The 8,034-nt window shown below is 28.4% G+C and carries 8 protein-coding genes; 1 reads left to right on the plus strand and 7 read right to left on the minus strand.

What is annotated here, in order from left to right; translation table 11 throughout:
- Positions 1 to 56 precede the first annotated feature (56 nt).
- The gene (locus OM90_RS10010; RefSeq protein ID WP_058486749.1) at positions 57 to 1,376 is read right to left on the minus strand and encodes an LCP family protein; all 1,320 of its coding nucleotides are present in this window, start codon (positions 1,374 to 1,376) and stop codon (positions 57 to 59) included.
- 31 nt (positions 1,377 to 1,407) lie between these two features.
- Positions 1,408 to 2,388 carry an LCP family protein gene (locus OM90_RS10015; RefSeq protein ID WP_058486750.1) on the minus strand — a complete coding sequence of 327 codons (981 nt, stop codon included), beginning with the start codon at positions 2,386 to 2,388 and terminating at the stop codon, positions 1,408 to 1,410.
- A gap of 191 nt (positions 2,389 to 2,579) precedes the next feature.
- On the opposite strand from OM90_RS10015, the gene ymfI reads away from it, so the two are divergent.
- Positions 2,580 to 3,320 (plus strand): elongation factor P 5-aminopentanone reductase, encoded by a 741-nt coding sequence (gene ymfI / locus OM90_RS10020; RefSeq protein WP_058486751.1) that lies wholly within the window; start codon positions 2,580 to 2,582, stop codon positions 3,318 to 3,320.
- Here ymfI and OM90_RS10025 read toward each other — a convergent pair.
- From OM90_RS10025 to OM90_RS10045, 5 genes are all read right to left on the minus strand, one after another.
- Positions 3,300 to 3,998 carry an ABC transporter ATP-binding protein gene (locus tag OM90_RS10025; RefSeq protein WP_058486752.1) on the minus strand — a complete coding sequence of 233 codons (699 nt, stop codon included), beginning with the start codon at positions 3,996 to 3,998 and terminating at the stop codon, positions 3,300 to 3,302. The genes ymfI and OM90_RS10025 overlap by 21 nt on opposite strands.
- A gap of 4 nt (positions 3,999 to 4,002) precedes the next feature.
- Positions 4,003 to 4,761: an ABC transporter permease gene (locus OM90_RS10030; RefSeq protein ID WP_058486753.1), complete on the minus strand. Its 759-nt coding sequence runs from the start codon at positions 4,759 to 4,761 to the stop codon at positions 4,003 to 4,005.
- A complete protein-coding gene (locus OM90_RS10035) occupies positions 4,736 to 5,716 on the minus strand; it encodes an ABC transporter substrate-binding protein (RefSeq protein WP_058486754.1) in 981 nt (326 codons plus the stop codon). The genes OM90_RS10030 and OM90_RS10035 overlap by 26 nt, the downstream gene beginning before the upstream one ends.
- Before the next feature lie 94 nt (positions 5,717 to 5,810).
- The gene (gene glpK / locus OM90_RS10040; protein ID WP_058486755.1) at positions 5,811 to 7,310 is read right to left on the minus strand and encodes a glycerol kinase GlpK; all 1,500 of its coding nucleotides are present in this window, start codon (positions 7,308 to 7,310) and stop codon (positions 5,811 to 5,813) included.
- A 345-nt stretch (positions 7,311 to 7,655) separates the two neighbouring features.
- Complete coding sequence (locus tag OM90_RS10045; protein WP_058486756.1) at positions 7,656 to 7,841, minus strand: hypothetical protein; 186 nt, start codon at positions 7,839 to 7,841, stop codon at positions 7,656 to 7,658.
- Positions 7,842 to 8,034 lie beyond the last annotated feature (193 nt).

The following is an 8,034-nucleotide window of genomic DNA, read 5'->3' on the forward strand; positions in this document are numbered from 1 at the left end:
TTATTTATAATTATAATGAAAAACTGTATCCAGCATGAATACAGTTTTCATACATATTAACTCTCTCCTAATCCCAATATTATTTGTATATCTATTTCATCTCGCAGACTATCCTCATCTACTATTACAATACTATTTTCAAAGTACTTTTGTAAATCTTCTCCCATTCCTTCTTCTCGAACAATAATTCTAGTTTTTTCTTCTTTTGCCCCTTCATAATTTCCTATACTTACTACATTATATCCGTCTTCTTTTAGCTTATCTCTAGTCCTACTTGCAAGACCATTAACAGAACCTCCATTTAAAACTTCTATTCTAGCATCTTTACTATCTTTAGTGGTACTATCTTCTTCTTTTTCTTCTGTAAAAAATATTTCATCTACTAATTCTTTTATTCCTTCTTCATCTGGAATAAAATATGATCTCTCTCCTATCGTTCTAGCTTCTCCAGGAATAGTGTACATATCTATATTATTTATATCTATATCATCTAGGTATTTAACATATTTTAAAGCATCATTTAAAGAAATATCAGTTTCTACATAATCAAATAAAATTTTAATTATGGAAGGTGCCTTAGTAATGTTTTTAAGACTTAAAGCCTGCTCTGCAAATGCTTTTAAGAATTTTTGTTGAGTTTTAATTCTTCCTAAATCTCCATCTGCATATCCTTTTCTATACCTTACTAATTGTTCTGCTTGGTCTCCATTTAAAACTTGATGTCCTGCTTTTAAATTAATATAAAGATCTCCTGCTCTATCCACATAATAAAAATCCCTATCTAAGGTTATTTCGACTCCGCCTATTTCATCCACAATTTTTCTAAAAGCCTCAATATTCACTTTAACATAGTAATCTATACTTACTCCTAAAAGTCTTTCTACTTCTTTTACTGAATATTCATTAGCTTTTTCTTTTCCCGCATAGGCATGAACTTCATTAATTTTCACAGTATCTGGTACATAGTTAGAATTTATACTTCTCATATATTCAAGAGTCGAATCTGTTAAAAACACTCTTGTATCCCTTGGAATCGAAATAAGGTCTACTTTTTTAGTTTCACTATTAAATGTAGCTACAATAATTACATCTGTTCTTATTTCATCTTTATCCACCCCAAATATGGCTACATTTGTTCTAACTTCTTTTGGTTTTATTCCCAAGAAATCTAATAATCCTGTTTTTTCTTCTTTTTCAGATCCTCCACTATAAGAATTAGAAGAATCTTTTCCTTTAACAAAATTTAAATACCCATAAGTCCCTATACTAGCTAAAACTAAAAAAGAAAACACACTTAAAAATACTATAGAAAAAAATCTTCTAATAAGATATTTTTTATTTTTTACTTTGGTTTGTTTTTGTTTTCTTTTAGCCACTTAATTCACTCCAATCTATTAAACTTTTTATCTAAAGTAATTCATCTAATATCTCCTTCGTCTTTTCTTCATCTTGTACTTCGTACCAAAGTCCACCTATCTTTTCTCCATTAGTCGGAATTGTGACCATATTTTCTTCCTTAAAAATAGTATTAACATCAATATCTAATAAATATTTTATATACTTTATTCCATCTACTATTGTAAAATCTGTTTCTACATATTTAAAAGCTTCTTTAACTAATTCAAAAATTTTAATAGGATTTCTTATTTCTAAAACTTTTTCCCCTAAATTTTTTAGTAGCATTTGTTGCATTCTAATTCTTCCAAAATCTCCGTCCACATATCCATGCCTATATCTTACTAACTGTTCTGCTTTTTCTCCATCTAATAATTGCAATCCTTTCTCTAAATGTATATGAAGGTCTTGAGAATAATCATCATAGTGCATATCCTTTGGAATATCAACTTCAACTCCACCTATTACATCAATAATAGCTTTAAAACCTTCTAAATCTACTTTAACATAATAATCAATAGGTTCTCCTATTATTACCTGCACAACTTCTTCTATGATTTCTATGGATTTTTCATTTCTTCCAGTATAGTTATATAATTCAGTTAACTTACAATACCCAATATTTATCTCTTTATTTTTTTCTTTAATAGAAGAAAATCTCGGTTCATCAAAATTTATATATAAATCCCTTGGAATAGATATAAGTTTAATAGAACTATCAGACGGGTCAAATTTAGCTACCATTACTACATCTGTTAATCCCTTTGATTTATCCATACCAATAATCATCCCAGTAATTTCTTCTACATTTATTTTTTCTTCTATATATTGAACATCTTCTTTGCTTTCATATACATTATTTTCTACAACATCTTCTTCTATAGAAGATGCAAGAGTTTTAAAATTTAAATTAATAAATTTCAATAAAACAATAGTTAATATCATAAAAACGCCTAAAATACTAAATAAAAATATTTTTTTATCTTTTTTCAAGTTTTTAGCCTCCTCATTTTCTATCCTTTATATTATCATATATTCATTACAAACTTGCAACAAAACTATGACATTTTATAAAAATTGAATTAAATACCAACGTATTATATAATAATTCAAAATACACAAAATGTAAACATACTATAATTACCATAATTATCAATAAAAATATTTTTTATGAGGTGTTTAAATTGAATTTCAAAAATAAAGTAGTGTTAGTTACAGGCTCTTCTAGAGGAATAGGAAAAGAAATAGCTCTTTCTTTTGCAAAAAAAGGAGCTACCTTAATAATTAATAGTTCTAAAACTAAAAATGATCTAGAATTATTAAAAAATAAAATAGAAAACTTAGGAGGGAAATGTCTTTATTTTTTAGGAGACGTATCAAACTATGATTTTGTTGCATCTATGTTTCAAACTATTTATAAACATTTTGAACAAATAGACATACTTATCAACAATGCAGGTATTTCTAAAGTAGGATTATTCACAGAAACCACACCTAAACAGTGGAAAGAAATAATTGATGTAAATTTAACTTCTATCTATAATTGTACTTATCTAGCCCTTCCTCCTATGATAAGAAATCATAGAGGAAATATAATTAATATTTCTTCTATTTGGGGTGTTAGTGGAGCTTCTTGCGAAGTGGCATACTCTGCTTCTAAGGGAGGAGTTAATAGCTTTACAAAAGCCTTAGCAAAAGAATTAGGCCCTTCAAATATAAGGGTTAATGCAATAGCTTGTGGAGTAATTGATACTGATATGAATAATTGGCTTAATGATGAAGAAAAAAAAGACTTGCTTGACGAAATTCCTTTAATGAAAATGGGGACTCCTAAAGATGTGGCTAACTTATGTTTATATCTTGCTTCTAATAAATCTAGTTATTTAACAGGACAAGTTATTAATCTAGACGGTGGTATGCTCTAGAAGGCTTTTTGTTTTATTTTTTAAATTCTTTATTTCTTTGCTTTCAAAGTCTCTTTTTTCTTGGGGAATATCTATCTTAAATTTATCCAAAATAACTGCTGGTTTTTTAGATAATACAATAATTTCATCCCCTAGAAAAAGAGCTTCTTCTACATTATGAGTTACAAATATAATCGTATTTTTTATATCTTTATGTAATTTATAAACTTCCCTTAAAAGTTTAGTCTTTAATTTTAAATCCAAAGCTTGAAAAGCCTCATCCATCAAAAGAATATCATGAGGATATAAAAATCCTCTTATCATAGATATTCTTTGTTTCATGCCTCCACTTAAATCTTTAGGATAAGAATATTCGTAATCTTTAAGTTCCATCATTTCTAAATACATATTGATTTTATCTAAATCCTCTTTTGGGCATACTAGTTCAAGATTTTTTCTTACATTTTTCCAAGGAAGCAATCTATGTTCTTGAAATATATAACTTACTCTTTTTTTAGATAACAAAATTCTACCACTATCAATATTTTCAAGTCCTCCTATTATTCTTAAAATGGTAGTTTTCCCACACCCAGAAGGACCTAATATTGAATAAATTTTACCTTCATCTATATCAAGAGTTAAATCTTTAAATACAACTAAATCATTATACTTTTTTGTTACCCGATCAAGCAAAACCATTATATCACCGCCATTTTTTTGTAACTAAATCCTCTAATTTTCTAATTAATACAGTAGAAATATAACCCAAAAAAACTAAAATCCCAGTCCACACAAAAACTTGAGCTATTTCTAAATTAATCCTTGCAGTTCCCATAGCCGCTCCTATCCCTGTTTTAGCTGTTAAAAGCTCTGCCATGGCAACTCCTTTCCACGTTAATCCACTCCCTATAGAGCATCCAGCAAGCCAAAAAGGCAAAATCTGTGGAAAATAAATATCTATTATTTTTTTCTTTAAAGGAATATTAAATACTTTTCCCATTTCTATTAAAGAAGTATCTACAGATTTTACTCCTTCCATTACATTAATAATAATAAATGGAATTACAATAATCCATATAATAAAAATAGCTGCATCTCCATCTCCAGTTCCAAACCAAAGCCATGCAAGAATTATCCAAGATATAGTTGGGACAGTTTGAAATAATACTAAAAAAGGATGAAAAAAAGCTTCTATCTCTTCTCTTAATCCCATGAAAAATCCTATAGGAGTGCCTATAAGTACTGCAAGACTAAACCCTATTATTCCTCTTATAATAGAAGTTAAAATATCCTTCCAAAAATCTTTTCTTATAGATAAATGAAACATTTCTTTAATAGTTTCCATAGGTGAAGGCATAATCAGTGGCCCTGCTACTATGGATAAAATTTGCCATATTAATATAAATATAAAAATAGAAATAAGAAAGTAAACTTTCTTATTTCTTATAATAGAATCCTTCATCAGGAAGTGCTCCTCCTATCATATCTTCTGATATTTCATTTAAAGCATTTAAATATATTTCAACATGAGATTTAGCATCTTGTGCATCCATAAATTCTAAATTAGTTCTTTCCATAGATTTTTCAAAAACTGCTGCTGGTATTTCAAGTTTTTCTTCTATTAATGCAGATACAGAAGATGGGTCGTTAACTATTTCTTCTAAAGCCTTCTTATAGGCATTTTGAAAATCTTCTACTACATTAGGATATTCACTAGCAAAACTATTTCTCACTACTATACCAGCTTGAGGCATTTTAACTCCCTCTCCAGTACTCTTTTCCCATTCCACACTATAATCCATAGATATTTGCATATCCTCTGCATTTAAAAGTCCCTTAGTAACTAAAGGCTCTGGTAATACTACTATATCAGCCTTTCCTGCTATCATCCACTGCAGAGTTTCTGGAGATGTACCATAATTAATATTAACATCTTCTTCATTTATTCCATTCTTACTAAGTAAATATCTAGTTATAACATCAGGACTTGCTCCTTTAGCTCCTACAAATAAATCCTTACCCTTTAAATCATCCCAAGACTTAACTTCTCCATTTCTTGATAATAAATAAAGAATTCCCCAAGTATTTACATTAAGTAAAGAAATATCTGCATCCTTATTATATAATTTAGAAGCTACATTAACAGGAAGTACAGTAAAATCAGCTTCTCCTCTAGCTATCCTTGTAGTAGCTTCTTCTACTGTGCTATATAAAGTAAACTCAACCTCTACATCTTCTCCTAACATTTTATCTTCTACTAATTTCACTAACGCAGAAGTAGGAGGAGCAGAAGGAGCTTGAATAACAATCTTCTCTGGCTTCTTATCTTCTTCAACTTTTATATTTTCTGTCTTTTGACAGCTTACTGTTAATAATGTAATTATTATTAATAAAATAGTTGCTTGTATCTTTTTCATATTATCACCTCACATGTTAAAATTTTCACCATAATAGTATAGTACATATAAAATTTATTGTCAAAGAAACTTAAATGTAAAAATTTAAATTACTTTATTCTTGTTCTTCCCATGCTAATGCACGAGTTACTGCCTTTTGCCATCCTTTATAATATTTATTTCTAATATCTTCTGGCATTTTGGGCATATATACTTTATCTATTTTTTCGTCAGCTATTAAAACTGATTGATCTTTCCAAAAACCAACAGCTAAACCAGCTAAAAATGCTGCACCAAGAGCAGTTGTTTCTATTACCTGCGGTCTGCTTACTTCTACCCCTAATATATCTGCTTGGAATTGTAATAAGAAATTATTTTTACTTGCTCCTCCATCTACTTTTAATTTTTTAAGAGAAATTCCCGATTCTTCTACCATAATATCTATAACATCTCTTGAACGATAAGCAATTGACTCTAGGGTTGCACGAATAATATGGTCTTTGTTTGCTCCTCTAGTTAATCCAACAATTACCCCCCTAGCATACATATCCCAGTATGGAGTCCCAAGCCCTGTAAATGCCGGAACTACATAAACTCCATTAGAATCCTTTACTTTTGTTGCAAAATATTCACTTTCATCAGCTGAATATATAAGACGCATTTCATCTCTTAACCACTGAATAGAAGCTCCAGCACTAAAAATACTTCCTTCTAATGCATAAGTTATTTTCCCTTTATATCCCCAAGCAATAGTTGTTAATAGCCCTTTTTGTGAAGTTATTTTTTTATTTCCTGTATTCATTAAAATAAATGCACCTGTACCATAAGTATTTTTAGCCATTCCTTCTAAAAAGCAAGATTGTCCAAATAATGCTGCTTGTTGATCTCCTGCAGCTCCTGCTATAGGAATTCTTGCACCTCCAAAAATTTTTTCATGGGTATATCCATATATTTCACTAGAATCTTTTACTTCTGGCAACATTTCTTTTGGTATATCTAATATTTTTAAAATTTTATCATCCCAAGTCAAAGTTTCTATATTAAAAAGCATTGTCCTTGAGGCATTAGAATATTCTGTTACATGAACTTCTCCACGAGTTAAATTCCATATTAGCCATGTATCAATAGTACCAAATAATAATTCTCCTTTTTTTGCTTTTTCTCTTGCACCTTCTACATTATCAAGTATCCATTTTATTTTTGTTCCACTAAAATAAGGGTCTATAACAAGTCCCGTCGCTTTTTTAATATATTCTTCATATCCCTGTTGTATTAAATCCTCACATATAGAAGAAGTTTGTCTAGACTGCCAAACTATTGCATTATATATAGGTTTGCCTGTATTTTTATCCCATATTACTGTCGTTTCTCTTTGATTAGTAATGCCAATAGCAGCTATTTCATCAACTTTTACTGAACTAGTTTCTATTACTTCTTGCATAACTCCACTTTGTGTCCCCCATATTTCCATAGGATCATGTTCTACCCAGCCTGGTTTTGGATATATTTGTTTAAATTCTTTTTGTGCTATATTTACTATATTCCCTTCATGATCAAATAAAATTGCTCTACAGCTTGTTGTCCCCTGATCCACTGCCATTATATATTTTTTCATTATTTATACCCCCCAATTAGTATCTTTTATTTACAATATTTTTATTAATAAATTTTATTCACTATATAATTTAAAAAACCACACAAATACACCAATAACGGTATATCTGCATGGCTCTTATTATTCCATGCCAATAAACTATATATTTACGTCTTAATTCTTTTTCTTTATAAAAAAATAATTTATTTTTATTAACTAAATTGATTGATCCTATAAATATTTAACCCTTATTTAAATGTGATTCTATTATTTTACTTTTTTCTATATCATTTTCCCTACTATAATAAGATATTTTTCTTAATTATTTAGATATTATTATAACATAAAATCTTTATTAATATATTCTTATTTATTCATTACTAATACAAAAAATGCAACAACTCCTGCCCATGTGAACAAAATTTTAATAAAATCTTCCTTAATGTGTTCAAATGTCAGCTGTTTCTTTTTTTTAGGTGATAAAAAGACTGTTAATACACCAATTATAATTCCTGCTAAACTCCACAATATTCCTTGAAATAAATTATCCATATTATCACCCTTTGATTTATTATATTAGTAATTTCATTTCTAATTATTTTTATTTTATCAAAATAATATTTATTTGTGTAAAAATTTATTAAATTTTTTAAAATAAAATTAATCTCTTGTGCTAGTTAATTAAAATATATGGATAATATATCCAGTTAGAAAAGTTAAAAAGTCTCTACCCATATAATTATAA

The sequence above is a fragment of the Defluviitalea phaphyphila genome (assembly GCF_001466305.1).
In the GTDB taxonomy this organism is placed as follows: Bacteria; Bacillota; Clostridia; order Lachnospirales; family Defluviitaleaceae; genus Defluviitalea_A; species Defluviitalea_A phaphyphila.

Coding starts and splice junctions, on each gene's coding strand:
- OM90_RS10030 (WP_058486753.1), bottom strand. CDS start 4,761: ATGAAGGATTCTATTATAAGAAATAAGAAAGTTTACTTTCTTATTTCT.
- OM90_RS10025 (WP_058486752.1), bottom strand. CDS start 3,998: ATGGTTTTGCTTGATCGGGTAACAAAAAAGTATAATGATTTAGTTGTA.
- glpK (WP_058486755.1), bottom strand. CDS start 7,310: ATGAAAAAATATATAATGGCAGTGGATCAGGGGACAACAAGCTGTAGA.
- OM90_RS10045 (WP_058486756.1), bottom strand. CDS start 7,841: ATGGATAATTTATTTCAAGGAATATTGTGGAGTTTAGCAGGAATTATA.
- OM90_RS10035 (WP_058486754.1), bottom strand. CDS start 5,716: ATGAAAAAGATACAAGCAACTATTTTATTAATAATAATTACATTATTA.